General features: G+C 72.2%; 24 protein-coding genes. 18 read left to right on the top strand and 6 right to left on the bottom strand.

Features of this window, described 5'->3' with window-relative positions; translation table 11 throughout:
* Positions 1 to 63: 63 nt before the first annotated feature.
* From ACIGWZ_RS17815 to ACIGWZ_RS17805, 3 genes are all read left to right on the top strand, one after another.
* Positions 64 to 1,203, top strand: coding sequence for an FAD-dependent oxidoreductase (locus tag ACIGWZ_RS17815; protein ID WP_400065575.1), 1,140 nt, complete (start codon positions 64 to 66; stop codon positions 1,201 to 1,203).
* An 82-nt stretch (positions 1,204 to 1,285) separates the two neighbouring features.
* Complete coding sequence (locus ACIGWZ_RS17810) at positions 1,286 to 1,867, top strand: TetR/AcrR family transcriptional regulator (RefSeq protein ID WP_400065573.1); 582 nt, start codon at positions 1,286 to 1,288, stop codon at positions 1,865 to 1,867.
* Between the two features lie 130 nt (positions 1,868 to 1,997).
* Positions 1,998 to 2,447, top strand: a complete 450-nt coding sequence (locus ACIGWZ_RS17805) for an SH3 domain-containing protein (RefSeq protein WP_400065571.1) — start codon at positions 1,998 to 2,000, stop codon at positions 2,445 to 2,447.
* A 76-nt stretch (positions 2,448 to 2,523) separates the two neighbouring features.
* On the opposite strand, the gene ACIGWZ_RS17800 is transcribed toward ACIGWZ_RS17805, so the two are convergent.
* Positions 2,524 to 2,979 (bottom strand): group II truncated hemoglobin, encoded by a 456-nt coding sequence (locus tag ACIGWZ_RS17800; RefSeq protein ID WP_400065569.1) that lies wholly within the window; start codon positions 2,977 to 2,979, stop codon positions 2,524 to 2,526.
* Positions 2,980 to 3,175: 196 nt separating this feature from the next.
* Here ACIGWZ_RS17800 and ACIGWZ_RS17795 point away from each other — a divergent pair, with 196 nt between their 5' ends.
* Genes ACIGWZ_RS17795 through ACIGWZ_RS17785 form a run of 3 tightly spaced genes read left to right on the top strand, consistent with a single transcriptional unit; the run spans position 3,176 to position 7,298 of the window.
* The gene (locus ACIGWZ_RS17795) at positions 3,176 to 4,366 is read left to right on the top strand and encodes an acyl-CoA dehydrogenase family protein (RefSeq protein WP_400065567.1); all 1,191 of its coding nucleotides are present in this window, start codon (positions 3,176 to 3,178) and stop codon (positions 4,364 to 4,366) included.
* A 20-nt stretch (positions 4,367 to 4,386) separates the two neighbouring features.
* The gene (locus ACIGWZ_RS17790) at positions 4,387 to 5,304 is read left to right on the top strand and encodes an oxygenase MpaB family protein (protein WP_400065565.1); all 918 of its coding nucleotides are present in this window, start codon (positions 4,387 to 4,389) and stop codon (positions 5,302 to 5,304) included.
* Between the two features lie 32 nt (positions 5,305 to 5,336).
* On the top strand, positions 5,337 to 7,298 hold the full coding sequence (locus ACIGWZ_RS17785) for a tetratricopeptide repeat protein (RefSeq protein ID WP_400065564.1): 1,962 nt from the start codon (positions 5,337 to 5,339) through the stop codon (positions 7,296 to 7,298).
* 31 nt (positions 7,299 to 7,329) lie between these two features.
* On the opposite strand, the gene ACIGWZ_RS17780 is transcribed toward ACIGWZ_RS17785, so the two are convergent.
* Positions 7,330 to 8,676, bottom strand: a complete 1,347-nt coding sequence (locus ACIGWZ_RS17780; protein ID WP_400065563.1) for a glycoside hydrolase family 27 protein — start codon at positions 8,674 to 8,676, stop codon at positions 7,330 to 7,332.
* 180 nt (positions 8,677 to 8,856) lie between these two features.
* On the opposite strand from ACIGWZ_RS17780, the gene ACIGWZ_RS17775 reads away from it, so the two are divergent.
* Entirely contained in the window at positions 8,857 to 10,425 is a 1,569-nt protein-coding gene (locus ACIGWZ_RS17775) for a phytoene desaturase family protein (RefSeq protein WP_400065561.1), read from the top strand.
* A gap of 26 nt (positions 10,426 to 10,451) precedes the next feature.
* On the opposite strand, the gene ACIGWZ_RS17770 is transcribed toward ACIGWZ_RS17775, so the two are convergent.
* Entirely contained in the window at positions 10,452 to 10,625 is a 174-nt protein-coding gene (locus ACIGWZ_RS17770; RefSeq protein ID WP_400065559.1) for a hypothetical protein, read from the bottom strand.
* A 171-nt stretch (positions 10,626 to 10,796) separates the two neighbouring features.
* Between ACIGWZ_RS17770 and ACIGWZ_RS17765 the strand changes: the two genes are divergently transcribed.
* The 4 genes from ACIGWZ_RS17765 (at position 10,797) to ACIGWZ_RS17750 (ending at position 16,355) form a co-directional block, all read left to right on the top strand.
* The gene (locus ACIGWZ_RS17765; RefSeq protein ID WP_400065557.1) at positions 10,797 to 11,906 is read left to right on the top strand and encodes an NAD(P)H-dependent flavin oxidoreductase; all 1,110 of its coding nucleotides are present in this window, start codon (positions 10,797 to 10,799) and stop codon (positions 11,904 to 11,906) included.
* Entirely contained in the window at positions 11,903 to 13,453 is a 1,551-nt protein-coding gene (locus ACIGWZ_RS17760) for an acyl-CoA synthetase (RefSeq protein ID WP_400065555.1), read from the top strand. Before ACIGWZ_RS17765 ends, ACIGWZ_RS17760 begins: the two co-directional genes overlap by 4 nt.
* A gap of 409 nt (positions 13,454 to 13,862) precedes the next feature.
* Complete coding sequence (locus tag ACIGWZ_RS17755; protein ID WP_400065553.1) at positions 13,863 to 15,434, top strand: acyl-CoA synthetase; 1,572 nt, start codon at positions 13,863 to 13,865, stop codon at positions 15,432 to 15,434.
* A 120-nt stretch (positions 15,435 to 15,554) separates the two neighbouring features.
* Entirely contained in the window at positions 15,555 to 16,355 is an 801-nt protein-coding gene (locus tag ACIGWZ_RS17750; RefSeq protein WP_400065551.1) for a VOC family protein, read from the top strand.
* Positions 16,356 to 16,481: 126 nt separating this feature from the next.
* Here ACIGWZ_RS17750 and ACIGWZ_RS17745 read toward each other — a convergent pair whose 3' ends face one another.
* Together ACIGWZ_RS17745 and paaK are read right to left on the bottom strand one after the other, a co-directional pair.
* Positions 16,482 to 16,865 (bottom strand): hypothetical protein, encoded by a 384-nt coding sequence (locus ACIGWZ_RS17745; protein WP_400065549.1) that lies wholly within the window; start codon positions 16,863 to 16,865, stop codon positions 16,482 to 16,484.
* A gap of 123 nt (positions 16,866 to 16,988) precedes the next feature.
* On the bottom strand, positions 16,989 to 18,314 hold the full coding sequence (gene paaK, locus ACIGWZ_RS17740) for a phenylacetate--CoA ligase PaaK (RefSeq protein ID WP_400065547.1): 1,326 nt from the start codon (positions 18,312 to 18,314) through the stop codon (positions 16,989 to 16,991).
* 155 nt (positions 18,315 to 18,469) lie between these two features.
* Here paaK and ACIGWZ_RS17735 point away from each other — a divergent pair, with 155 nt between their 5' ends.
* The 4 genes from ACIGWZ_RS17735 to ACIGWZ_RS17720 all read left to right on the top strand — a co-directional run bounded on the left by ACIGWZ_RS17735 (position 18,470) and on the right by ACIGWZ_RS17720 (position 20,234).
* Complete coding sequence (locus ACIGWZ_RS17735; RefSeq protein WP_400065546.1) at positions 18,470 to 19,168, top strand: alpha/beta fold hydrolase; 699 nt, start codon at positions 18,470 to 18,472, stop codon at positions 19,166 to 19,168.
* The gene (locus ACIGWZ_RS17730; protein ID WP_400065544.1) at positions 19,165 to 19,374 is read left to right on the top strand and encodes a hypothetical protein; all 210 of its coding nucleotides are present in this window, start codon (positions 19,165 to 19,167) and stop codon (positions 19,372 to 19,374) included. The genes ACIGWZ_RS17735 and ACIGWZ_RS17730 overlap by 4 nt, the downstream gene beginning before the upstream one ends.
* Positions 19,359 to 19,532 (top strand): hypothetical protein, encoded by a 174-nt coding sequence (locus tag ACIGWZ_RS17725; protein ID WP_400065542.1) that lies wholly within the window; start codon positions 19,359 to 19,361, stop codon positions 19,530 to 19,532. The genes ACIGWZ_RS17730 and ACIGWZ_RS17725 overlap by 16 nt, the downstream gene beginning before the upstream one ends.
* Before the next feature lie 75 nt (positions 19,533 to 19,607).
* Positions 19,608 to 20,234: a chorismate mutase gene (locus ACIGWZ_RS17720; protein WP_400066444.1), complete on the top strand. Its 627-nt coding sequence runs from the start codon at positions 19,608 to 19,610 to the stop codon at positions 20,232 to 20,234.
* 72 nt (positions 20,235 to 20,306) lie between these two features.
* On the opposite strand, the gene ACIGWZ_RS17715 is transcribed toward ACIGWZ_RS17720, so the two are convergent.
* Entirely contained in the window at positions 20,307 to 21,935 is a 1,629-nt protein-coding gene (locus ACIGWZ_RS17715) for an acyl-CoA synthetase (protein WP_400065540.1), read from the bottom strand.
* 131 nt (positions 21,936 to 22,066) lie between these two features.
* On the opposite strand from ACIGWZ_RS17715, the gene ACIGWZ_RS17710 reads away from it, so the two are divergent.
* From ACIGWZ_RS17710 to ACIGWZ_RS17700, 3 genes are read left to right on the top strand one after another with little or no spacing between them, the layout of a single operon-like run.
* A complete protein-coding gene (locus tag ACIGWZ_RS17710; protein WP_400065538.1) occupies positions 22,067 to 23,020 on the top strand; it encodes a crotonase/enoyl-CoA hydratase family protein in 954 nt (317 codons plus the stop codon).
* Between the two features lie 17 nt (positions 23,021 to 23,037).
* A complete protein-coding gene (locus tag ACIGWZ_RS17705; RefSeq protein WP_400065536.1) occupies positions 23,038 to 23,985 on the top strand; it encodes a Zn-ribbon domain-containing OB-fold protein in 948 nt (315 codons plus the stop codon).
* Positions 23,985 to 25,082: a thiolase domain-containing protein gene (locus ACIGWZ_RS17700; protein WP_400065534.1), complete on the top strand. Its 1,098-nt coding sequence runs from the start codon at positions 23,985 to 23,987 to the stop codon at positions 25,080 to 25,082. Before ACIGWZ_RS17705 ends, ACIGWZ_RS17700 begins: the two co-directional genes overlap by 1 nt.
* The last annotated feature ends 12 nt before the right edge of the window (positions 25,083 to 25,094 follow it).

Here is a 25,094-nt window from a genome sequence, read left to right as displayed (position 1 = left end):
GAATCGCCCCGGTTCAAAAGTGTAGTGATTGCACTTTCTTAGTGGTTGTGCTTTTCTGTAGTCATGACCACCACCCCGCGTATCGCGATCATCGGCGGCGGCCCCGGCGGGCTGACCTGCGCCCGGGTCCTCCAGCGGCACGGCATCGCGGTCACCGTCTTCGACCGCGATGCGTACGCCGAAGACCGCCCCCAGGGCGGCACGCTCGACATGCACGAAGCCACCGGCCAGGCCGCCTTGCGCGCGGCGGGTCTGGACAAGGAGTTCTTCGCCCTCGCCCGCCCGGAGGGCCAGGAGATGCGGCTGCTGGACCACGCCGCCACCGTGCTCTTCCGGCACGCGCCGGAGGCCGACGAGCAGGGCAGCCCCGAGATCGACCGCGGCGAACTGCGCCGCCTCCTCCTGGACTCCCTCGCCCCCGGCACCGTCCGCTGGGGCCGCTATCTGCGTACCCTCCACCCCCTCGGGGACGGCACGCACAGGGCCGAGTTCGACGACGGCCCGGCCGAGACCTTCGACCTGGTCATCGGCGCCGACGGGGCCTGGTCCCGGGTACGGCCGCTGCTCTCGGACGGCTCGCCCCACTATGCGGGCGTCACCTTCGTCGAGACCGGATTCGACGACGTCGACGCCCGCCATCCGGCCGTCGCCCGACTCGTCGGCGACGGCAGCATGATGGCTGCCCACCGCAACAAGGCCCTGATCGCCCAGCGCAACGGCCTGGCCCGCATCCGCGTGTACGCGGCCTTCCGGGGATCCCGGGACTGGGCGCTGGAGCACGGCGTGGACCTCGCCGAACCGGAGGCGGTACGCGCCGCACTGCTGGAGCGGTTCGCCGGCTGGGACGACCGGCTGCTGGCACTGCTACGGGAGAGCGACGGCGGGTTCGTCAACCGGCCGCTGTACGCCCTGCCGGTGCCCCACACCTGGACCCACACCCCCGGCCTGACCCTGCTGGGCGACGCCGCGCATCTGATGACGCCGTTCTCGGGAATGGGCGCCAACCTCGCCATGCTCGACGGCAGTGAACTCGCCCGGTCCCTCGGCCGGCACGACGATGTGGACGAGGCGGTGCGCGCGTACGAGGCCACCATGCTGCCCCGCGCCGCCCGGGCGGCCGAGGCCGCCGCCCGCGGCCTGGACAACGCCATCGCCCCCGACGCCCCGCAGGGGTCCCTGCGCCATCTGCGCACCTTCCGCTGACCGGCCGCCGGCCCGAACCGGCGGTCCACCCGTACCGACTCCACTTTCCGAGTCGCTCAACCCTGAGAGTTAGTCTGACGTGATGACTCAGCCGACGACCGGCCGCCGCGAACGCAAGAAGGCCCAGACCCGCAAGGCGCTGGCGGACGCCGCCCTCCGGCTGTTCCTGGAGCGTGGCTACGACCAGGTGGGCGTCAAGGATGTGGCCGAGGCCGCCGATGTGTCGGTGACCACCTTGTTCAAGCACTTCAGCGGCAAAGAGGCGCTGGTGTTCGACCAGGACGCCGAGCGGGGCGAGGCGTTGGTCGCGGCGGTCCGCGACCGCGGGCCGGGCCGGACCGTCCTGGACGGACTGCACGACCACCTGCGGGAGACGGTGCTCAAGGTCCATGACGCGCCGGAGTTCCGCAGGTTCCGGGAGCTGATCGACGGCACCCCGGTGCTCAGGGAGTACGCGCATCGCATGTGGATGCGGCACGAGACGGCCCTGGCCGGTGCGATCGCGGCGGAGATCGGCGCCGACGCGGACGAGGTGACGGTCCGCGCGCTGGCCCACTATGCGCTGGCCGCGCCCCGGCTGGCCGGTGACAGCGAGGATCCCGGGGCGGCGATGGACCGCATCTTCACCCTTCTGCGGCACGGCTGGGGTGACCTGGGGGCCTGACGGGACGAATCATCATTTCGTCACACGAACAGCTCCTCGATCGTCGTTGCGTCGCCGAATTCTTGTGATTTATGCGTAATGTCCACTTCGCGCCAATGGTGGCATTGCGCGTCAAGAACAGGAGAACCATATGTCCACGACCGACATCTTCGGGGGCCGAGGCAAGCGGCTGGCGGCCGGTGCGGGCGCACTGACCGCGGCCCTCACCCTCGGTGCGACGCTGCTTGCTGCGGCTCCCGCTCAGGCGGCGCCCCCCGCGCCCCCCTCACCGCCGCAGGGCGCGGCCGCGAAGCCGTACGGCACGATCACCGCCAGCCGGGGCCTGACCCTTCGTCAGGACCCCAGCACGGACGCTCTTGTGCGGGGCTATGTCCGCCACCAGGCGCGCATCGGCCTGCAGTGCAAGGTCCGTGCGCAGAACATCGAGGGGAACAGCATCTGGTACCTGGTCCGTGACACCCGCGACAGCTGGATCTCGGCGAAGCATGTGAACAACAGCGGAGCCGTCAAGTTCTGCAAGGACCTCTCGCACAACAAGGTCGCGCCGCCGAACATGCCGCCGAAGCACGCCAAGGGCTGACCGGCCCGAGATGAGGCCCGGTCCGGTACCTCCGAGGTGCCGGGCCGGGCCTTCCTGTGTGCCGAAAGGCGGCGTGTCAGGCCAGGCCGTCCCAGCCCCACCGGGGGGTGGGGCCCGGGTTGCCGAGGTCGGTGCCGGCCGGGTCGGCGGACACCTCGCGGGCGATCGTGGTGCCCCAGTCGAAGTACGCGACGACCTGCCGGCGCAGCTCCTCGTCGGGCGGCAGCTCCTTCTCGACGGCGCCGGTCATCAGCTCCATCCAGCGCAGCCGCTGCTCCTCGGTGATCTCCAGGCCGAGGTGGGCGCGCAACAGGGCCTGATGGCCGCCCAGTTCATCGGTGAAGGCGGTGTCCCCGCCGAAGACCTCCGCCAGCCAGACGGCGACATGCTCGATATGGGTGCGGGTGAAGTCCGCGAACACCGGCGCCAGCACGGGGTCGGCGAGCACCGCCTCGTAGAAGGTGTTGCTCAGGCGGCGCAGCGCCTCGATGCCGCCGGTCGCCTCCAGCAGCGTATGCGGTCGCTCGGTCATGGATCCGGGTCCCTCCGTTGGTATCACCGCATCGGTGATCGTCCGGCGAGAGTAGAGCCGGCGGCCGGTGCCGAGAGGCTCTTCCGTATTACTGGAACAAGTTCTACTGTGCCCTTCGGTCCGGTGGCCGACGGACCGTCAGGATCGGCCGCGCGCCATCGGAACGGACGACCGGACCGGACGAACTGGAGGGGCCGTGCACCTCGAATACACCCCCGAGCAGGAGCAGTTGCGGGCCGAGCTGCGGACGTACTTCGCCGGACTGGTGCCGGACAACGCCTACGCCCGGTACGCCGACCCCGCCGCCCAGAAGCGCTTCTACCGCGAGACCGTGCGCCGCCTCGGCGCCGACGGCTGGCTCGGCGTCGGCTGGCCCAAGGAGTTCGGCGGGCGCGGCATGACCCCGATGGAACAGTTCATCTTCTTCGACGAGGCCGCGCAGGCGGGCGTGCCGCTGCCGCTGATGGCGCTGAACACCGTCGGCCCGACGATCATGCAGTTCGGCACCGACGAGCAGAAGGCCTACTTCCTGCCCCGGATCCTCTCCGGCGAGATCGACTTCGCCATCGGCTACAGCGAACCGGACGCCGGCACGGATCTGGCCGCGCTCAAGACCCGCGCCGTACGGGAAGGGGACGAGGACAGCGGCCACTACGTCGTCAACGGGCAGAAGATCTGGACGACCAACGGCGACACCGCCGACTGGGTCTGGCTGGCGGTCCGGACCGATCCCGACGCCCCGCCCCACAAGGGCATCACCATGCTCCTGGTCCCCACCAGCGACCCCGGCTACTCCTGCACCCTGATCAACACCCTCGCCTCGCACGACACCACCGCCAGCTACTACGAGAACATCACCGTCCCCGCCTCCCGCCGCGTCGGCCAGGAGAACAAGGGCTGGCGGATCATCACCAACCAGCTCAACCACGAGCGGGTCACCCTCGCCGCGCACGGCACCATGGCCATCCGCGCGCTGCACAACGTCCAGCGCTGGGCGTCCCGGACGAAGCTCGCCGACGGCCGCCGCGTCATCGACCTGGGCTGGGTCCGTGGACGGCTGGCCCGCACCCACGCCAAACTGGATGCGATGAAGCTGCTGAACTGGCAGATGGTCGACGCGCTCCACCAGGGCACGCTCAGCCCCCAGGACGCCTCCGCGGTCAAGGTCTACGGCTCCGAGGCCCGGCGGGACGCCTACGCCTGGCTGATGGAGATCGTCGGCGCCGCGGGCCCGCTCAAGGAGGGCTCGGCCGGCGCCGTACTGCACGGCGAACTGGAACGCGGCTACCGCTCCGCCGTGATCTTCACCTTCGGCGGCGGCAACAATGAGATCCAGCGCGAGATCATCTCGTGGATCGGCCTCGGGATGCCCCGCGTACGGCGCTGACCTGCGGCGGAGGTGTGGTGATGGCAGGCGACCCCGGGCTCTTCGGGCCCCGTTCGGTGACCTGGCAGATGCACGGCGATCCCATGATGTGGATCGCGGGCATCCGCGCGCTGTACCTCCAGGCGCTGCACCCCCGCGCGGTGGCCGGCGTCATACAGAACTCCGCAGCTTTCCAACCGAACAAGAGGGGCAGGAGGGACGCCTGGGGCCGGCTGATGCGTACCGCGAACTTCGTCGGCACCCTCACCTACGGCACCACCGACGCCGCCGAACGGGCCGGCGCCACGGTCCGCGGCATCCACCGCCGGCTGTCCGCCACCGACCCGGCCACCGGCGAGCGCTACCGCATCGACGACCCGGACCTGCTGCTGTGGGTCCACTGCGCCGAGGTGGACTCCTACCTCCACGTCCTGCGCCGCTCCGGGTTTCCGCTCAGCGACGCCCAGGCCGACACCTACCTGGACGAGCACCGCGTCAGCGCCCGCCTCGTCGGCCTCGACCCGGCCGCGGTCCCCGGCGACCGGGCAGCGCTCGCCGCCTACTTCGCGGCCGTACGGCCCGACCTCGCGCTCACCCCCGGGGCCCGGCAGGTCGACGACTTCCTCCGCAGGCCGCCGACCCCCGCCCCGCTCGTCCCCGCCCGCGCGCTCCTGTGGCACCGGGTGGCGCGACTCGCCTACGGCGCATTGCCCGCATTCGCCCACGAGCTGTACGGCCGCCCGGCGCCGCCGCCCGCCACCGTCACCCGCCGGCTGCGCGCCACCGGCCGGGCCCTGCGCACCATTCCCCCCGCCCTGCGCTGGCAACTTCCCCCGAAACACATCCTGCGCGCCGTCGAGCGGCTCGGCCCCGACGCCCGCCCAGCGCCCTACAAGCTGCGCCGGTCCGCCGCCATACTGGACGGGCAGGAGGACCCGCAGGGGGAGCTGCACGACTGAACGCGGGGCGTGAACGGGGGCGGCGATACGCGATGACCGAAGACCGGCTGATCCAGGGGCGCTACCGGCTGCTCGACATCATCGGGCGCGGCGGGATGGGCGAGGTCTGGCGGGCCCGCGACGAATCGCTGGGCCGCCAGGTCGCCGTCAAATGCCTCAAGCCCATGGGGCCGCGGCACGAGCCGGGGTTCCTCACGGTGCTGCGCGAGCGCTTCCGCCGCGAGGCGCGGGCCGCCGCCGGCCTCCAGCACCGCGGCATCACCGTCGTCCACGACTTCGGCGAGGACGCCGGCACCCTCTTCCTCGTCATGGAACTGCTGACCGGACGCAACCTCAGCCAGCTGCTGGACGACAACCGGCGCCAGCCGCTGCCCGTCCAGGACGTCATCGACATCGCCGAGCAGATCGCTGCCGCGCTCGCCTACACCCATGCGCAGGTCATCGTGCACCGCGATCTCAAGCCGGCGAACATCGTGCGCACCCTCGACGGCACGGTGAAGATCTGCGACTTCGGCATCGCCCGGCTCGGCCACGACATCGGCTTCACCGCCCGGCTGACCGGCACCGGTGTCGCCATGGGCAGCCCGCAGTACATGTCGCCCGAGCAGATCGGCGCGGACCTCGTCGACCACCGCAGCGATCTGTACTCGCTCGGCTGCGTGCTGTACGAGATCGCCACCGGCGCCCCGCCGTTCGGCACCGGCGACGCCTGGGCGGTGCTCGTCGGGCATCGCGACACCGCCCCGGAACCCCCGCGCAGGCGCCGCCCCGACCTGCCCGGGCCCTATGAGCGGATCATCCTGGACCTGCTCGCCAAGGACCCGGAGGACCGCCCTCAGGACGCCGATGAGCTGGCCAAACGCCTTGCCGACGCCCGTCAGGGGAGGTCCGGCCGGGCGGCCCTGGCGGGCGACGAGGTCACCGTGCCCACCCCGCGCGGACCCTCCTGGACCCGCGGTATGACCATCGGCTCCCCGGCGGGTACGCCCCGCCGTCACCCCTTCGACCGGGCCACCGCCGTCCTCACCGACACCTGGACCGGCGGCGGCACCCAGCGCCGCGAGGCCTCCCCGGCCGCCGGCGTCGCCCGGCCGGCGCTGCCCGGCGACGACCCCGACGCCCTCACCGCCCGCCTGGAGACCGGCTTGGCGCTGGGCAGGCTCGGCCGGCACTTCGAGGCGCAGCAGGTGTGCGCCGCGGTGCTGGCCGGCCGGGAACGCGTCCTGGGCCCCGACCACCCCGATACGCTCGGCTGCCGCCATCACCTCGCGTTCGGACTCGCCCGTCTGGGCCGGCTCGAGGACTGCTACGCCATGGCCTGCGAGGTCGCCGACGCGCGCGCCAGGGTGCTCGGCACGCGGCACCCCGACACCCTCGTCACCCGTTACGAGAGCGCCTATGTGATGGGGCAGCTGGGAAAGTGGCAGGAGGCGCTGCGGACCTACCAGGAGGTGGCGGCGGCGCGCGCCGAGACGCTCGGCCCCGACCACCCCGACACCCTCGCCGCCCGTTACGAGACCGGCATCGGCCTCGGCCGTCTGGGCCGCGGCGCCGAGGCCCTGGCGCTCTACCGCGACCTGGTGGCCGTCCGCAGCCGCGCACAGGGCGCCGACGACCCGGAGACGCTGCGCGCCCGGCACGGACTGGGCGTCAACCTCGGGCGGCTGGGCCGCTGGGAAGAGGCGCTGGCCGAGGCCCGCGAGGTGGCGGCGGCGCGCGGGCGGGTGCTCGGCCCCGACCATCCCGACACCCTCGTCAGCCGCCGGGAGGTCGCCGTCGCGCTGGGCTGGCTGGGCCGCTGGCCCGAGGCGCTCGGCGACTACCGCCGGGTCGCCGACGCCCGCGAACGGGTCCTGGGCGCCGACCACCTCGACGCGCTGGCCAGCCGTACGGACGAGGCCCAGTGCCTGGAGCAGCTGGGCCGCGCGGACGAGGCGGCCGCCCTCTACCGCCGGGTCGCCGCGCTGCGCCAGGAGCGCGCCGCGCGGCGGTAGCGGGCGGTTGCCCGCCGGCGGCCCGGCCGGGTCAGCGCGCGGTGACCCGGTAGAGCACGGTGCCGTGCGCCGGCACGTCCTGCGCGACGATGGCCCCGTCGCTCTGCCCGACGCGCCCGGTGACCAGATCGCGCAGCCGGTACGAGGACGCCTCCGGCAGCCCCGCCGCGGCCGCCGTGGTGGACACCGTCCGCGGCGTATCACCCGAGTTGAACAGCGCCACCGCCCGCTGGCCGTGCCGGAGCGGCTTGGACATCACCGTGAAGCCGTCGTTCTGCTCGATGACCTTGCCCTGCTTGCCCAGCGGGTCCTGGTCGACGGCGATGATCTCCTCGTTCCCCAGCACCTCGCGTGCCTCCGGGGAGAGCTTGCCGAGATCCGTACTGGAGATCAGCGGCGCGGCCATCATCGCCCACAGCGACATCTGGCTCTGCATCTCGTGCCGGTTGAGGCCCGTGTCACCCGCGAGCAGGAAGTCCGGGTCGTTCCAGCGCCCGGGCCGCTGGAGCTGCGCCAGCCCCGCGTTGTAGCGGAAGTTGTAGACGATGGAGGACCACTTCGTGGCCGGGCTCTGCTGCTCCAGGGCGATGTCCCGCCCGCCCCGCCACAGATTGCCCACCCGGGCGGACCAGTCGATGACCTGGTGCCAGACGCTGTCGCCGTCGTACTGGAAATAGGCCGGCGCGGACACCGAGAAGGTGATGGGCCGGCCGGTGGCCTCCAGCGCCTGGCTCTGCTGCTCGTACACCTCGCGGTAGATCTGCTCCTTGGTGCGGCCGGCCGGCCGCGGCACATTGCAGCCGTCCGCCTTGAGGTAGTCGACCCCCCAACGGGCGAACTGCCGCGCATCCTCCTTGAAATGGCCGTAACTTCCCGGGTATTTGCCGCAGGTGAGCGTGCCGACGTCCTCGTAGATGCCGAATTTCAGCCCCATCCGGTGCAGTTCCCTCCCGATGTGGGCCATGCCGTGCGGGAACTTGTCCTTGTCCGGAACCAGCTCGCCCTGGGGGCCGCGCTGCTTGGCCATCCAGCAGTCGTCGACGGTGACCGTGTCGTAGCCCTTGTTCGCAAGCCCGGTCCGCACCAGCGCCCGCGCGTTGTCCAGGACGACCTTCTCGTTGATGTCGCACATGTAGTACGACCAGTTGTTCCAGCCCATCGGCGGGGTCGGGGCCAGATTCGGATACGGGACGGAGGCGCGCTGGCGGGCGGCCGTGCGCGTCGCGTCGTCGCCGGCCGTGGCGCCGGCCGTGGCGGAGGCCGGGTCGGGGGCGGCGGAGGCGGGACCGGAGGCCGCGAGCAGCCCGGCCGAGCAGGCGGCGACGGCGGTCAGTGCGGCGAAGGCGCGGCCGGTGCGGGGAACCTGACGGTGGGACACGGGTCACCTCACGGGATGGGTGGGACGGCCGGAGCGCTGCACCGTCGGCGGAAGCCGTGCGGCGCACGGCCGGACGCTAGAAGTCGGCCCCCGCCCGGTCAAGAAGCCGCACCGACCCGCCCGGAGGTTTCAGCCGCCTGCGCCTGGCGAACCGAGATCACCGCGTGCTATTCCAAGGGCATGCCGGAACGGACTTCGTATGACGCGGTCATCGTCGGCGGCGGGCACAACGGACTGGTTGCCGCCGCTTATCTCGCACGTGCCGGGCGCAGCGTGCTGGTGCTGGAGCGGTTGGACCACACGGGTGGTGCGGCCGTGTCGACGCGGGCCTTTGCCGGGGTCGACGCCCGGCTGTCCCGCTACTCCTACCTCGTCAGCCTGCTGCCGCCGAAGATCGTGCGGGACCTCGGGCTGCGCTTTGCGGTCCGCAAACGCACCGTCTCCTCCTACACCCCCGCCGTACGCAACGGCCGACCCACCGGCCTCCTGGTGGGCGGCGGCGAGGCCCGCACCCGTACCTCTTTCGCCGAACTCACCGGATCCGACCGGGAGTTCACTGCCTGGCAGCGCTTCTACGCCACCACCCACCGTCTCGCCGAGCGCGTCTTCCCCACCCTCACCGAGCCGCTGCCCAGCCGCGCCGCACTGCGCGCCCGAATCGACGACGACGCCACCTGGCATGCCCTCTTCGAACGCCCCCTCGGCGAGCTGGTCGAGGCGACCTTCTCCGACGACCTGGTCCGCGGGGTCGTCCTCACCGACGCCCTGATCGGCACCTTCGCCACCGCCCACGACCCCTCCCTCCGTCAGAACCGCTGCTTCCTCTACCACGTCATCGGCGGCGGCACCGGCGACTGGGACGTCCCCATCGGCGGCATGGGCGCGCTCACCGACTCCCTGGCCGACGCCGCCCGCCGGGCCGGGGCGGAGATCATCACCGACTGCCCGGTCACGGCCGTCGCCACGGACGGCCGCACCGCCGAGGTGACGTGCGTCCAGGGCACCGTCGGCGCCCGCCGGGTGCTGGTCAACGCGGCGCCCCGCGAGCTGGCCCGGCTGCTCGGCGAGGACCCGCCACCATCCGCGGAAGGCGCCCAGCTCAAGGTCAATATGCTGCTCACCCGCCTGCCGCGGCTACGGGACACCGGCGTCGACCCCCGGGAGGCCTTCTCCGGCACCTTCCACATCGCGGAGGGGTACGGCCAACTGGAGGCGGCCTACCAGCAGGCGGCATCCGGGGCGCTGCCCGCCGCCCCGCCCTCCGAGATCTACTGCCACTCGCTCACCGACCCCTCCATCCTCGGCGGCGACCTCGTCCGCCGCGGCTACCAGACCCTCACCCTCTTCGGACTGCACGCCCCCGCCCGGTTGTTCGCCGCCGACACCGCCGACAAAGCGGCCACCCGCGAACGGCTGCTGGCCGCCACCCTCGCCGAACTCGACACCCACCTGGCCGAACCGCTCGCCGACTGCCTGGCCCGCGACGCCGAGGGCCGCCCCTGCATCGAGGCCCGCAGCCCGCTCGACCTCGACCGGGAGCTGGGGCTGCCGGGCGGCAACATCTTCCACCGGGACCTGGCGTTCCCCTACGCGGACGAGGAGGCCGCCGAGGCCACCGCGCCCGGCCGCTGGGGCGTGGCGACCGCGCACGCCAATGTGCTGCTGTGCGGGGCGGGCGCCGTGCGCGGCGGGGGAGTGAGCGGGATCCCGGGGCACAATGCGGCGATGGCGGTGCTGGAGGAGGACTGAGGGCCGTTCGGCGGCTCGGCGCCCGCTCAGGGGCGCGCCCCCGCGGACCAGGCGTCCGGGACGCTGCCGAGGGCGTCGGTGCCGCCCCACCGTATGCGCCGGTCCGCCGTCCGCGGGGGACCGTGCAGCCGTGTCCGGGCGTCCCCGCAGGCCCTCGGCACAACGACGTTCTCGCCTCGCAGCTCGCCTCGAAGGTCCATGCTCGAAAGCGTAGACGCGACCACTGACAATCCCGCCGGAGAAGACGATCGGGACCGCCACCCCGACGATCGGGACCGCCACCTCGGATCAAGATCCGCACCCCACCGAGTTTCTGACGCAGCATCAGAAAATCTCTTCCTTCCCACGCCCCGCTGCGGCATCCTGCGCCCATGCAGACGGAGCTGAGCAACACGCTGGGCGTCGAGCACGCCGTCTTCGGATTCACCCCCTTCCCCGCCGTCGCCGCGGCGATCACCCGGGCGGGCGGCTTCGGGGTGCTCGGCGCGGTCCGCTACACCGCGCCCGACGAGCTGGCCCGCGATCTCGACTGGATGCAGGACCACACCGACGGACTGCCCTACGGCCTCGACGTCGTGATGCCCGCCACGAAGGTGGAAGGCGTCACCGAGGCCGACGTGGAGGCGATGATCCCCGACGAACACCGCCGGTTCGTCACCGGGATCCTCGACAAGTACCACGTGCCGCAGCTCGCCGACGGGGAAGCCTCCGGCTGGCGGATCACCGGCTGGATGGAGCAGGTCGCCCGCACCCAGCTCGACGTCGCCTTCGACTACCCGATCAAGCTCCTCGCCAACGCCCTCGGCTCGCCGCCCCCCGACATCATCCAGCGCGCCCACGACCACGGCGTCCTCGTCGCCGCACTGGCCGGCAGCCCGCGCCACGCCCGGCACCACAAGGCGGCCGGTATCGACATCGTCGTCGCCCAGGGCTACGAGGCCGGCGGGCACACCGGCGAGATCGCCACCATGGTCCTCACCCCCGAAGTGGTCGCCGCCGTCGACCCGTTGCCCGTACTGGCCGCCGGCGGCATCGGCACCGGCGAGCAGATCGCCGCCGGGCTGGCCCTCGGCGCCCAGGGCGTCTGGCTCGGCTCGATCTGGCTGACCACCGAGGAGGCCGAGCTGCACTCCCGCCGACTGACCGCCAAACTGCTCGCCGCCGGCCCCGGCGACACCGTCCGCTCCCGCGCCCTGACCGGCAAACCCGCCCGCCAGCTGCGCACCGAATGGACCGACGCCTGGGACGACCCCGACGGGCCCGGCACGCTCCCCATGCCGCTGCAAGGACTGCTGGTCGCCGAGGCCAACTCCCGTATCCAGCGGCACGAGGTCGAGCCGCTGTTGGGCACCCCCGTAGGCCAGATCGTCGGCCGGATGACCAGCGAACGCAGCGTCCGGGCCGTCTTCGACGACCTCACCCGAGGCTTCGAGCGGGCCATCGACCGCATCAACCGCATCGCCGGAAGGAGCCCTCAGTGAGCCAGCCCCCCAACGGGTTCTGGGCCCAGGCCACCGCCGACCCGGACCGCACCGTCCTGATCGCCCCGGACGGCGAGGAGTGGACCGCGGGCCGCCTGCACGCCGCCGTCAACCAGCTCGTCCACGGCCTGCGCGCGGCGGGCCTGGAGCGCGGCGACGCCTTCGCCGTCGTCCTTCCCAACGGCGTCGAGTTCCTCACCGCCTACCTGGCCGCCTCCCAGGCCGGGTTCTACCTCGTCCCCGTCAACCACCACCTGGTCGGCCCCGAGATCGCCTGGATCGTCGCCGACTCCGGCGCGAAGGTGCTGATCGCCCACGAGCGGTACGGCGCCGCCGCGCGCCAGGCCGCCGACGAGGCGGAACTCCCGGCCGACCGACGGTACGCCGTGGGCGCGGTCGACGGCTTCCGCCCGTACGGCCGACTCCTGGCCGGACGACCCGATTCCGCGCCCGCCGACCGCACCCTGGGCTGGGTCATGAACTACACCTCGGGCACCACCGGTCGCCCCCGCGGCATCCGCCGCCCGCTGCCCGGCAAACCTCCCGAGGAGACCTACCTCGGCGGGTTCCTCGCCATCTTCGGCATCAAGCCGTTCGACGACAACGTCCACCTCGTCTGCTCGCCGCTCTACCACACGGCCGTGCTCCAGTTCGCCGGTGCCTCCCTGCACATCGGCCACCGCCTCGTCCTGATGGACAAGTGGACCCCGGAGGAAATGCTGGCCCTGATCGACCGGCACCGCTGCACCCACACCCACATGGTGCCCACCCAGTTCCACCGCCTCCTCGCCCTCCCCGAAGCGGTGCGCACGTCCTACGACGTCACCTCCATGCGGCACGCCATCCACGGTGCCGCGCCCTGCCCCGACCACGTCAAACGCGCCATGATCGACTGGTGGGGCGGCTGCGTCGAGGAGTACTACGCGGCAAGCGAGGGCGGCGGCGCCTTCGCCACCGCCGAGGACTGGCTCAAGAAGCCCGGTACGGTCGGAAAGCCCTGGCCGATCAGCGAGCTGGCGGTCTTCGACGACGACGGCAACCGGCTGCCGCCCGGCGAACTGGGCACCGTCTACATGAAGATGTCCACCGGCGGCTTCAGCTATCACAAGGACGAGAGCAAGACGAAGAAGAACCGCATCGGCGACTTCTTCACCGTCGGCGACCTCGGGTATCTGGACGAGGACGGCTATCTCTTCCTTCGCGACCGCAAGATCGACATGATCATCTCGGGCGGCGTCAACATCTACCCCGCCGAGATCGAGTCCGCCCTGCTGGGCCACCCCGCCGTCGCCGACGCGGCCGCCTTCGGCATCCCGCACGACGACTGGGGCGAGGAGGTCAAGGCCGTCGTCGAGCCGGCCGACGGGTACGAGGCGGGGCCCGCGCTCGCCGACGAGATCCTCGCCCACTGCGAGCGCCGGCTGGCGGGCTACAAACGCCCCCGCTCCGTCGACTTCGTCGCCACCCTGCCCCGCGACCCCAACGGCAAGCTCTACAAGCGACGGCTTCGCGACCCGTACTGGGAGGGCCGGGAGCGGGCCGTGTAGGGCGCCCGACCCGCACTGTTCCGTAGCGGCGCCGGCGGACGCGTGCGGCCTGCAATGCGACCCGCGCTACGCCCCGCGCTACGACCCGCCGCTCGCACCAGGCCCATGCACGCCGTATGCGTCCCGCTGTCCGCGTCCCGCCGTACGCGTCCCGCCGTACGTGTCCGGCCGTTCGCGTCCGGCCGTTCGCGTCCCGCTGCTCGTGTCCCGCTGCTCGTGTTCCGCCGTTCGCGTCCCGGTGCCAGGGTCCCCACCAGACCCGCCCACCCCCCGAAGGGGGGTGGGCGGCGGGGAAACAACAACACCGGGGTGGGCGGCGGGGAAACAACCCAGGGGCGCGCCGGGCCGACCCGGCGGCGCTCCGTCCACAAGGCTTGACCCGGCATCGGCCGCGCCCGAGGATCACGCCATGACGCAAGCGCGGAGCAACACGGTGGACTCGGTCCTGCGGCGCAGCGCGCGGCGGGTACCCGGGCGGACGGCGGTCCGGTATGCGCAGCGGGCGTGGACCTACCGCGAGCTGGACGAGGCGGTGACGGCCGCGGCCCGGGTGCTGTTGGCGGAGGGACTGAACCCCGGCGACCGGGTCGCCTCGTACGGGCACAACTCCGACGCGTACCTGATCGGCTTCCTGGCCTGCGCCCGCGCCGGCCTGGTCCATGTGCCGGTCAATCACGGCCTCACCGGCGATGACCTGCGCTACATCCTGGAGCAGTCCGGCAGCGTGCTCGCCCTCACCGACCCCGCCCTCGCGCACCGGTTGCCCGCCTCCGTACGCGCCATGCCGCTGCACGACGCCCCCGACGGGCTGCTGGAGCGGCTGGCCTCGAGCGCGCAGGCGGCCGACGGGACGGACGGTGCGGACGAGGCGGGCCTTCCGCCGGCGGCGGACGACGAGGCGCTCGTCCAGCTGCTCTACACCTCGGGAACCACCGCCCTCCCCAAGGGCGCGATGATGACGCACCGCGCGCTGGTGCACGAATACACCAGCGCCATCGTCGCCCTGGACCTGGAGGAGAGCGACCGGCCGCTGCACTCCCTGCCGCTCTACCACTCCGCGCAGATGCACGTCTTCCTGCTGCCCTATCTGGCGGTGGGCGCGGAGAACATCATCCTGGACGGCCCCGATCCGGGGCGGATCTTCGAGCTGGTCGAAGCGGGCCTGGCGGACAGCCTGTTCGCGCCGCCGACCGTATGGATCGCGCTCGCGAACCACCCGGACTTCGCGGTGCGGGAGCTCAGCGGCCTGCGCAAGGCGTACTACGGCGCCTCGATCATGCCCGTACCGGTCCTGGAGCGGCTGCGTGCCCGGCTGCCGTCCCTCGCCTTCTACAACTGCTTCGGACAGAGCGAGATCGGCCCGCTGGCCACCGTGCTCGGCCCGGACGAACACGAGGGCCGGATGGACTCCTGCGGGCGCCCGGTGCTGTTCGTGGAGGCGCGCGTGGTCGACGAGGCGGGCCGGGAGGTGCCGGACGGCAGCCGCGGCGAGGTCGTCTACCGCTCACCGCAGCTGTGCACGGGCTACTGGGACAAGCCCGAGGAGACCGCCGAGGCGTTCCGGGACGGCTGGTTCCGCTCCGGCGACCTCGCCGTACGGGACGCGGAGGGCTACTTCACGGTGGTCGACCGGGTCAAGGACGTCATCAACTCCGGCGGCGTACTGATCGCTTCGCGCCAGGTGGAGGACGTGCTCTACGAGCATCCGGAGGTGGCCGAGGTCGCGGTCATCGGGCTGCCGGACGAGCGGTGGGTCGAGGCGGTGACCGCCGTGGTGGTACGGCGTACGACGGCCGACGGCGGCAGCGGCGGCGAGCGCGCCGGCGGCGAGCTGAGCGAACAGGAGCTGATCGACGCCGCCCGCACCCGCCTCGCTCCGTTCAAGGCGCCCAAGCGGGTGATGTTCGTGGACGCGCTGCCGCGCAATGCCAGCGGCAAGGTCCTCAAGCGAGAGCTGCGGAGCCGCTTCGGCGCGCCCTGAGCGGCGCGCGAAGGTTGACTGTCAGTGCCGCCTGCCATGCTGAGTGTGACCGGAATTGCGGTCGTGCCGATCACGCGCACGACCATGATCGGCAAGCTGCAGCGCACAGGAGGAGCGATCATGCTGACGACCCATTACGTCCCCGGCACACCGAACTGGCTCGACCTCGGAACGCCCGACATCGACGCCGCCGCCGAGTTCTACAACGGTGTCCTCGGCTGGACCTTGCAGTCGGCGGGCCCGGAGGGCGGCGGCTACGGTTTCTTCCAGCTCGACGGCCGGACCGTCGGCGCCGTCGGTCCACTGACGCAGGACGGCGCGAGCCCCGCCTGGACGGCGTACTTCCACACCTCCGACGCGGATGCCACGGCCAAGGCCGTGGAGCAGGCGGGCGGCGTGGTCCGCGTCCCGCCGATGGATGTCTTCACCGCCGGACGGCTGGCCGCCTTCACCGACCCGACGGGCGCCGAGTTCGCCGTATGGCAGCCCGGTGACACCGAGGGCCTGGAGACGGTCATGGAAGCGAACACCCTGTGCTGGACCGAGCTGTACACCACCGATTCGGCCGCCGCGAAGAACTTCTACGCCTCGGTCTTCTCCTGGGACTACCAGGACATGCCGATGGGCGGCGACATGGTGTACTCCGTCGTCTCCTCGCCCGGCGGCGGCAAGGCGGGGGACACCGGGCAGGGCGGGATCATGCAGCTCCCGAAGGAAAACCTCCAGGCCGGCTCGACGCCCGAATGGCACCCGTACTTCGGCGTCACCGACTGCGACGCCACGTTCGCCGCGGCCACCTCCCGCGGTGCCACGGTCCTGATTCCCCCGAGCGACGCACCGGGCGTCGGCCGGCTGGCCATGCTCAAGGACCCCGCGGGCGCGCAGTTCGCCCTGATCAAGGGCGACCCGAGCACGGCCTGAGGCGATCCGCGGCACGGAGGGGGGACGCCCATGACCCTGTTGAGGTGTACCGGCACGCTCCCGCCTGGCGCGACGGGAGGGTGCGGGCTCGCCCTGGGAAGTGTCCGACGGGAAAGGCGGTGGAGGTCACCCGGTGAGGGTCACGCACGGCAGGCCGACGCTCGCGCCGTCGCGGAAGCCTTCCGCGCACAGCCTGGTGCCCGCCGGGAAGTGGCGCTGTGGGTAGGCCTGGTCGCGGTAGGTCCGGAACGTGGCGACGTCCTCGGACTTCGTAGGGGCGGACCACCCGTTGGTGGTCCACACCCGCGCGGAAATCCTGTGGGGCTGGTTGGTGTTGGTGACCGACACCTCCACCCTGCCGAGGTAGGTCCCGTGGTCGTAGGTCTCGATGCAGACGGAGTGGTTGCACCACTTGCCGTCGGCCGTTGCAGGCGGCCCAGCGGCGAGGACGATACCGACAGCGGCGGCCGTCGCCCCGATACCTGTGACGATCTTCCTCATTGCAGTCATGCCTCGATCAACGACCGCGCCGATCCCTTGTCACGTGCCCCCTGCCACCACACGGGTGGGCATGCGGCGGGGAAGCGCCCGGGCCGTCCGGCGGGCCCTGTCGCCCGACCCGCCGGACCCGACCTAGGACTCGCCCCGCGGCCGCGCGTCCACGATGCGCTTGATCTTGCCGACCGAGCGCTCGAGCGTCTCGGGGTCGACGATCTCGACCGCGACCGAGACCCCGATGCCGTCCTTGACGCTCCGCACGATCCGCCCGACGGCCGCAGCGCGGTCCTCGGGAGTCGCATCCGGCCGGGCCTCCGCGCGTACGGTCAGATGGTCCATCCGGCCCTCGCGGGTCAGCCTCAGCTGGAAGTGCGGGGCGACGCCCGGCGTGCGCAGCACGATCTCCTCGATCTGCGCGGGGAAGAGATTGACGCCGCGCAGAATGATCATGTCGTCGCTGCGCCCGGTGATCTTCTCCATCCGGCGGAAGGCGGCCCGGGCGGTGCCGGGCAGCAGCCGGGTCAGATCGCGGGTGCGGTAGCGGATGACCGGCATGGCTTCCTTGGTGAGCGAGGTGAAGACGAGCTCGCCGTGCTCGCCGTCCGGCAGCACCTCGCCGGTGAACGGATCGACCACCTCCGGATAGAAGTGGTCCTCCCAGATGTGCAGCCCGTCCTTGGTCTCCAGGCATTCCTGGGCGACGCCCGGACCCATGACCTCCGACAGGCCGTAGATGTCCACGGCGTCGATCGCGAACCGTTCCTCGATCTCCCGGCGCATCTCCTGCGTCCAGGGCTCGGCGCCGAAGATGCCCACCTTGAGGGAGGTGGTACGGGGGTCGATGCCCTGCCGCTCGAACTCGTCCAGGAGGGTGAGCATGTACGACGGTGTCACCATGATGATCTCGGGGCGGAAGTCCTGGATGATCTGCACCTGGCGACTGGTCATCCCGCCGGAAGCCGGCACGACCGTACAGCCGAGCCGCTCCGCGCCGTAGTGCGCGCCGAGGCCGCCGGTGAACAGGCCGTATCCGTAGGCGATATGGACGGTGTGACCGGGGCGCCCGCCGGCCGCGTGGATCGAGCGGGCGACGACATCCGCCCAGTGGGAGAGGTCGCGCTCGGTGTAGCCGACGACCGTCGGGCGGCCGGTGGTGCCGCTGGAGGCGTGGATGCGGCGCACCTCCTCCTTCGGGACGGCGAACATGCCGAAGGGGTACTGGGTGCGCAGATCGTCCTTGACGGTGAACGGGAAGCGGGCGAGATCGGCGAGCGAGCGGCAGTCGTCGGGGTGCACTCCGGCGCGGTCGAACGACTCCCGGTAGAACGGGACGTGGTCGTACGCATGCCGCAACGAGGCGCGGAGCCGGGTCAGTTGCAGCGCGTGCAAAGCGTCCGTGGAGAGCCGTTCCGCGTCGTCGAACGTCTCGCGCGCGCCGCCGCCCGGAGCGCCCGCAGACATGTCCGTAACGGATTCCGGAGCCGTTTCCGGCATGGAGTGTCACCGCCTCGTCTCCCTACCGATCATTCGGTAGCTGAATGCGGATCCAAGTAATCAGCGCGCGGCGAACACGTCAAGGGGCGTGCCGCAGACAGCTCGCGGGTCGCGTCCCTCGCATGAGTGACGTCCAGAACGTGCAGGTCGGTGAGGTCCGGCTGGCATACCGGATGTGGGGTGAGCCCGACGCGCCCCCGGCCGTGCTGCTGCACCGCCTCGGGGAGGGCGGCGAGGACTGGCGTGGCGTGGTCGGCCGGCTCGCCGGCACGCACCGTGTCTTCGCCCTCGACCAGCGGGGCCACGGGCACAGCGACTGGCCCGGGGAGTACGGCTTTGCGCGCCGGCGGGACGACGCGATCGGTTTTGTGAGCGCCCTAGGCCTGGAGCGGGTCGTCCTCATCGGGCACTCGCTCGGCGCCGTGGCCGCGCTGCTGATGGCCGCGGACCGCCCGGAGCTGGTGGACAGGCTTGTCCTGGAGGAAGCCCCGCCGCCGCTGCCGGCCGATCCCCCGCAGGAGGTGCCCGAGCGGCCGGAGGGGCCGCTGCCGTTCGACTGGCGCGCCGAGACCGCGGTGGTGGCGGAGCGCAACACCCCCGACCCCCTCTGGTGGGACGCCCTGGAGAAGATCGGCGCGCCCACCCTCGTCATCGCCGGCGGCTCCGCCGGCCATGTCCCGCAGCACCTCCTCGCCGAGAGGGCCGACCGGATCCCCGATGCCCGTCTGGTGACCGTCGAGGGCGGCGGCCATCTCGTCCACGAGGAGCGCCCCGGGGAATTCCTCGCCGCGGTGACCGGCTTCCTGGGAGCGCGGTCGTGACCCATCGCGGGGTCGTCACCGAGGTCACCCGGGTGCCCGGGAAGATCACCGCCTCCCTCTGCGGCGTCCGCGAGGACGGCGCCGACCGGGCGTCGGACGACGTCGTCTGCGACGGCGCCGACCGGCCCGGTGAACTCCTGGCGGTGGTCCGGGATCCGGGGGCGTGGTGCGGCCGCAGCTCGTCCGGTCGTTGGCCGGCGACCTGACCGAAGCCCATATCGCCCTGGGCGGCGGCATTTTTCTGCTGCTCGTCGCGGTGTCGACCGCCGCGGCGGGAGCGGCCGTGCAGCGGAGCCTCGTCCGCGCCCGCCGGGCCGCGGCCACCGGTCCGCCGGGCGGCCGCATACCGGGTGCAGTACGGTGACATGACCAGCCAACTCTCCACCCCCCGCAGTGCATTCCGTTGCGAGAAAGGCCGCATGTGCAGCCGACCAGCCCGATGCGCCGCGCGCTGATCGCCGGTGCCACCGCGACCCTCCTGTTCGCCGGTGCCGGCGGTGCCGTGGCCGCACCCGCGCACCCGGACGCGGTCTCCGCGCCCGCCGCCGGACCCACGGCCTTCGTGCCCACCGCCTCCCCCTACGGCCGGCTCCGCCCCCTCGCCGCGCTGTCCGCCGAGCGGCTGGCCACCGGCGACCTGGTGGCCGCGGCGAAGTGGGGCACCGGGAGCCCGATCGACGATCCGGCCCGTGAGCAGGTGGTACTGGAGTCGGTGGCGGCCCAGGCGCGGCAGCTGGGCGCCGATCCCGAGGCGACGGTGCGGATCTTCCGGGACCAGATCGAGGCGAACAAGGTCGTCCAGCGCGGGCTGTACCGCCAATGGGACGCGGACCCCGCACAGGCGCCCACCGAGCGGCCGGACCTGAACAAGGTGCGGGCGGAGATCAATCGCGTCAACGGGGAGCTGGTGCGGGCCCTCGCCGCCTCCTCGCACGCCCGCTCCGCGCCGTACTGCGGTCCGCTGGAGGCGCTGGCCGCCGCCCAGGTGCGGTACGAGCGGCATCTGGACGCACTGCACACCGGGGCGCTGGCCCGCTCGCTGCGCTCGGTCTGCGACCCCGGCTGACCTCGGCGGGGGCCGGCTCGCCGTACGGCCGGTGGCCGGGCCGCCGTTACGATCGGCGCCCGGCCCGCCCCCTCACCCGGTCGGCCCGCCCGCCACCACGGCCTTCGCCCAGCGGTAGTCCGCCTTCCCGCTGGGCGAGCGCTGGATGCGGTCGGTGAAGACGACGGCCCGCGGGATCTTGTACCCGGCCAGCCGGGTACGGCAGTGGGCCTGGATGCCGGCAAGGTCCAACGGAGCCGCACCGGCACGGAGTTGGACGACCGCCGCGACCCGGTTGCCCCATCGCTCGTCCGGCACGCCCGCCACCAGTGCGTCGTACACATCGGGATGGGCCTTGAGCGCCTGCTCGACCTCCTCCGGATAGATCTTCTCGCCGCCGGAGTTGATGCACTGCGACCCCCGCCCGAGGACGGTGACGATGCCCTCGGGATCGACGGTCGCCATGTCCCCGAGCAGCACCCACCGGTCCCCGCCCGCCTCGAAGAACGTCTCGGCGGTCTTCTTCGGGTCGTTGTAGTAGCCCAGCGGTACGTGTCCGCGCAGCGCGAGACGGCCCGGCTCGCCCACCCCGACCGGCTCATGGCTGGCCGGATCCACCACGGCGGTACGGGAGTTGACCCGCAGCCGGAATCCCGACTCCGGCCCCGAGTCCTCCGTCGCGGTGCCGTTGAAACCGGACTCCGAGGAGCCGAAGTTGTTGAGCAGCATGGCGTTCGGGACCAGGGCGCTGAACTGCGACCGCACGGTCTCGGAGAGGATCGCACCGGAGCTGCTGACGCTGAAGAGGGACGAGCAGTCGGTGCCCCGCATCGGCCCGTCGAGCGCATCCACGAGCGGGCGCAGCATCGCATCGCCGACCAGCGACACGCTGGTGACCTTCTCGCGTGCGACGGTGCGCAGCACCTCCTCCGGCACGTACTTGCGGTGAATGACGACCTTCTGGCCGAAGTGGAAGGCGATGAACGCGGTGAGGGTGGAGGTGCCGTGCATCAGCGGGGGCGTGGGGAAGAAGACGATGCCCTCGCCGCCGGCCGCGACGCGCTCGGCCAGTTCCTGCGGCCGCTTCACCGGCTCGCCGGTCGGTGCGCCGCCGCCCATTCCGGAGAAGAAGATGTCTTCGTGGCGCCACATCACGCCCTTGGGCATCCCGGTGGTGCCGCCGGTGTAGATGACGATCTGGTCGTCGGCGGAGCGCGGGCCGAAGCCGCGGGCGGGTGATCCCGAGGCCTCGGCGTCCGCCAGGGCGATGGGTGCGATCGACGGCTCCGGGGCATCGGCGGGCGGGGTGCCGACCCGTACCAGGTGCCGCAGCTCGGGCGCCTGGGGGAGGGCGGCGGCCACGCGCTCGGTGAACTCCGCCTCGAAGACCAGGCCCACCAGGTCCGCATCACGGTAGAGGTAGACCAACTCCTCTTCCACATAGCGGTAGTTGACGTTGACCGGTACGGCGCGGATCTTCAGGCAGGCGTAGACGGCCTGGAGATATTCGATGCCGTTGTACAGATGCAGTCCGACGTGCTGGCCGGGGCCGATGCCGTGGTCGCTCAGGTGGTGGGCGAGGCGGTTGGCGGCCCGGTCCAGTTCCGCGTAGGTGAGGCGGCGTTCGGCGCCGGTTCCCGGGTGGTCGACGTACACCAGCGCCTCGCGGTCGGGCACCGTGTCGACGATCGACTCGAAGAGGTCGGCAAGGTTGTACTCCACGTCTCCTCCAGACCGGGCGGGCATCGACTCGGTCCGGTCCGCCGGACCGGACCTCGGCGGTCATTAGAGCGCCGGGGAGGGGAGCAGGGAAGGGGCACGGCCAAGAAATCTGACTGAGTGTCAGAAAAGCCTTGAAGTCACCGTGCGGCTACTGCAACCTGTTCTACGTCGCGAGACGGGAGGACGGAATGGGCGGTACGGACGAAATGGGCAGCGCGAACGCAGCGGACGGTATGAGCGACTCGGGCGGCGCGGACGGGACAGGCGGCGCAGACGGGACAGGGACGGGCGGCACGGAGCATCTGACGGTGGCGCGCGTCGGCGCGACACTGGTGCTCACCCTCAACCGGCCCGAGGCGAAGAACGCCCTCTCGCTGCCGATGCTGGTGGGCCTGTACGACGGCTGGGTCGCGGCCGACGAGGACGACGACATCCGCTCCGTCGTCCTCACCGGCGCCGGCGGCACCTTCTGCGCCGGGATGGATCTCAAGGCCCTGGCCGGAAAGGGCATGGCGGGCCGGCAGTACCGCGACCGCCTGCGCGCCGACCCCGACCTGCACTGGAAGGCGATGCTGCGGCATCACCGCCCGCGCAAACCGGTGATCGCCGCCGTCGAGGGCCACTGCGTCGCCGGCGGCACGGAGATCCTCCAGGGCACCGACATCCGCGTCGCCGGCGAGAGCGCCACCTTCGGACTCTTCGAGGTCAAGCGCGGACTGTTCCCCATCGGCGGCTCCACCGTCCGCCTGCCCCGGCAGATCCCCCGTACCCACGCCCTCGAAATGCTGCTCACCGGCCGCCCGTACCCGGCAGCCGAGGCCGAACGCATCGGCCTGATCGGCCATGTCGTCCCCGACGGCACCGCGCTGGAGAAGGCGCTGGAGATCGCCGGACAGATCAACGCGTGCGGGCCGCTCGCCGTCGAGGCCGTCAAGGCATCCGTCTACGAGGCCGCCGAGATGACCGAGACCGACGGGCTCAAGGCCGAACTCGCCCGCGGCTGGCCGATTTTCGACACCGCCGACGCCAAGGAGGGCTCCCGGGCCTTCGCCGAGAAGCGCCCGCCCGTCTACCGGCGCGCCTGACACCTACGGAGCCCCGCATGCCAGAAGTCCTCAAGGCGCCCCTCGTCGTCGAATTCCCCTTCACCCGCTCGCTCGGCCCCGTACAGAGCGCCTTCCTCACCGGGCTGCGCGAACGCACCGTCCTCGGTGTCACGGCGAGCGACGGCCGGGTCGTCGTCCCGCCCACCGAATACGACCCGGTGACCGCCGAGGAGATCCGCGATCTGGTCGAGGTCGGCCCCGGCGGCACCGTCACCACCTGGGCCTGGAACCCGGCCCCGCGCCGCGGCCAGCCCCTGCAGACTCCCTTCGCCTGGGTCCTGGTCCGGCTCGACGGCGCCGACACCGCGCTGCTGCACGCCCTGGACGCACCCGGCCCCGACGCCGTACGCACCGGCATGCGGGTCACTGTCCGCTGGGCCGCCGAACGCACCGGCGCGATCACCGACATCGCCTGCTTCGAACCGTCCGGCGCAGACGAGCGCACCACCGGACCGACGCCGCACAGCGGCGAGTTCGCCGACGCCGTCACCGGCATCACCGCCCCCGCCCGCCTCGACTACACCTACTCGCCCGGCGCCGCCCAGTCCCGCTACATCCAGGCGCTCGGGGGCCGCAGGACCATCGGGGAACGCTGCCCCTCCTGCCGCAAGGTGTACGTCCCGCCCCGCGGCGCCTGCCCCACCTGCGGCGTCGCCACCGACACCCAGGTCGAGGTCGGCCCCCGCGGCACCGTCACCACCTTCTGCATCGTCAACATCAAAGCCAAGAACCTCGACATCGAAGTCCCCTACGTCTACGCCCATATCGCCCTCGACGGCGCCGACCTGGCCCTGCACGCCCGGATCGGCGGCATCCCGTACGACCAGGTCCGCATGGGCCTGCGCGTCGAGCCGGTGTGGACCGAGGGCGGCCGGTTCCCCGACCACTACCGCCCCACCGGCGAACCCGACGCCGACTACGACAGCTACAAGGAGCTGATCTGATGCCCGAGCCAGTGCGGGATCCGGTGGGCGGCCCGGTGCGCGGCCCGGTGCGCGAGGTCGCCATCGTCGCCTTCGGGCAGAGCGCTCACGTCCGCGACAGCGCGGCGGCCTCCGAGGTCGAAATGCTGATGCCGGTGCTCCACGACGTCCTGGCCCGGACCGGCCTCAAGGCCAGCGACATCGACTTCACCTGCTCCGGCTCCAGCGACTACCTCGCGGGCCGCGCCTTCTCCTTCACCATGGCGCTGGACGGCGTCGGCGCCTGGCCGCCGATCTCCGAATCCCATGTCGAGATGGACGGCGCCTGGGCGCTGTACGAGGCCTGGGTCAAGCTCCTCACCGGCGAGGCCGAGACCGCGCTGGTCTACGCCTACGGCAAGTCCTCGCCCGGCGACGTCCGCGAGGTCCTCACCCGCCAGCTCGACCCCTACTACGTGGCGCCGCTGTGGCCCGACTCCATCGCGCTGGCCGCCCTCCAGGCCCAGGCCCTGATCGACGCGGGCCTGACCGACGAGCGCCGACTGGCCGGTATCGCGGCCCGCAGCCGCACCGCCGCCGAGTCCAACCCGCACGCCCAGCTGCGCGGCGCCCTGCCCTCCGGCGCCCCCGTCGTCGCCCCGCTGCGCACCGGCGACTGCCCGCCCGTAAGCGACGGCGCGGCCGCCGTCATCCTCGCCGCGGGCGACACGGCCCGGCGCCTGTGCGACCGCCCCGCCTGGATCCGCGGTCTCGATCACCGCATCGAGGCCCACAGCCTGGGCGTCCGCGACCTCACCGACTCCCCGTCCACCCGCCTCGCCGCCGAACGCGCCGGAGCCTTCGCCCGGCCGGTCGACACGGCCGAGCTGCACGCCCCCTTCACGTCCCAGGAGGTGGTCCTGCGCCGCGCCCTCGCACTCGACGCGCCCGGCTCCACCGTCCGGATCAATCCGTCCGGGGGCGCCCTGGCCGCCAACCCCGTCATGGCAGCCGGCCTCATCCGCCTCGGCGAGGCCGCTGCCGGTATCCAGCGCGGGGAGTCCGACCGCGCCCTCGCGCACGCCACCTCGGGGCCGTGCCTGCAGCAGAACCTGGTCGCCGTCCTGGAAGGGGAGTGAGGAGCCTCATGA

This window comes from Streptomyces sp. NPDC053427, assembly GCF_044544985.1.
Classification (GTDB): domain Bacteria; phylum Actinomycetota; class Actinomycetes; order Streptomycetales; family Streptomycetaceae; genus Streptomyces.
The sequence above is the reverse complement of the archived record's forward strand: the minus strand, read 5'-3'. Positions and strand labels throughout refer to the sequence as shown.